The sequence below is a fragment of the Pseudoalteromonas sp. SG41-1 genome, assembly GCF_014164575.1.
GTDB classification, from domain to species: Bacteria; Pseudomonadota; Gammaproteobacteria; order Enterobacterales; family Alteromonadaceae; genus Pseudoalteromonas; species Pseudoalteromonas rhizosphaerae.
In genome coordinates, this window is sequence record NZ_JACJFL010000097.1 from 1 (window position 1) to 1,757 (window position 1,757).

The 1,757-nt window shown below is 35.5% G+C and carries 1 protein-coding gene and 1 pseudogene; both read left to right on the forward strand.

Annotated features, from left to right (window positions below; translation table 11 throughout):
• Positions 1 to 227: pseudogene (locus tag H5203_RS23225) on the forward strand (transposase); the annotation flags it as partial.
• A gap of 248 nt (positions 228 to 475) precedes the next feature.
• Complete coding sequence (locus H5203_RS22390; RefSeq protein ID WP_145241529.1) at positions 476 to 997, forward strand: hypothetical protein; 522 nt, start codon at positions 476 to 478, stop codon at positions 995 to 997.
• Positions 998 to 1,757 lie beyond the last annotated feature (760 nt).

A 1,757-nucleotide genomic window follows, 5' to 3' on the forward strand; every position in this document is an offset into this window, starting at 1 on the left:
TGAAGGTCAAAATAGACAGCCCAATCGGGCGACGGCAGCTTTTTATTGACGGAATGGCAAACGACTTGGCTGTATAGAGCCTGCTTTCCTTTAAATAAACAGCGGAATATTACAGTTAACAAAGGTATGAATAAATTGACCTTACGCGACAAACGAAAGTGAATGCCCAGTGGCAACTGTATTGCTTAGTTCATAATATAGAAAAGCTGCAAAACACGATACATTAATAAAGGTAAGCTGCTACCTCTGCAAATAAGCCACTTAAACACCTGCAATCCCTTCCAAAATGCTAATTAAAACAACACCTAGTCCTCTTTTTATATTTTACGTAAAATCGAGGTAACCGATTGAATCAAAATAGGAACTCGGCTATGGTTAATGCATCAATAAAAATAAATCAAAAACGAGTAATTCTACAGGCTCGTTATGTTTACATTCGTAGCTTGATGGCTATGTTGATATCAAAGAGAGAAGTATGAAATTATTATATGTATTTATGTTATTTATCATTACTGGTAATTCACAGGCAGAAGAATTAAAAAAAATCGAAGCGCTTGGTGGAAAAGTGTCAATTCTTGCCCCACAAAACTTTGGGAAAATGCCTTCTGATATTCTAGAAATAAAATACCCGGCATCAAGAAGACCTAGTGAAGTATTAAGTGATAAAACGGGAGGTGTAACATTAGCCTTTAATCACACAAACAACGCAATGCAACCATCACAAGTTAAAGATGCTCACAAATCCATATCCAAAATGTTTCATAGCATGTACCCGTCAGCAACTTGGTTAAGAGATGAGGTAATTGTTCAAAATGGTAAAACCTTTATGGTTATGGAATTAATCACTCCCGCAATAGATACCAAAATCCATAACATTATGTACGGCACTTCTGTTGATGGGCGTTTTTTATTAGCGGCATTTAATACTACCACTGAACAGGCTGACGAGTGGTTACCTATAGGTAAGAGAATAATGACTTCACTGTCTATAAAGTAAACATAACACATATGAGCCTTAACTCTATCAATAGGCACTAGTATTTTATTTGACCGTTTTTATTCAGTGACGGTCAATTCTAAACCAATAAACAAATTCGTTTACTTCGTCTGTCGATGTGGCTGTTAAGCAAGTAGCTTATGGCAAATACATATAAGGGTCGCTGCGCAATAATCCTTACGTTATTAGCACAGCATTTACTTATACTCCTTTAAAGCGCAGCGCCTCTTAACCTATTTGTGAATAATTCAATTAAAAGTTTTTTGCACAAAGAGCAGAGAAAGAGAAGTAAATGAGGGTTATTTTAAAGGCTAATATCAGCATGCGTAAAACACGATGCATTAATAAAGGTAAGCCCTTATCACCTCAAATAAGCCACTCAAACACTTTTAAAAACGCCAATTAAAGCAACAGCAAATCCTGTTTTATATTTTATGTGAAAGTCAGTTGTCGATTGAATCAAAATAGGAACTTGGCTATGGTTTATGCATCAATAAAAATAAAAACGAGTAATTTTGCAGGCTCGTTAACCTTACTGAGATTATTTATCAGAATTATGCGAAATTTTTCTAAAATTCATCTACTAACAATACTTGTATTTGGGATATTGTCATTTAAAACACTTGCCCACGACCCAGGGCAAGATCACGAACTTTACCTTGACTTAAAAGTATGATCTTATACTCCTTTTTAAGGAGCTCCCATGCCTGATATTCAACTATTTAAATATTTCGAATCAATTGCCGACCCTCGCCAGCAG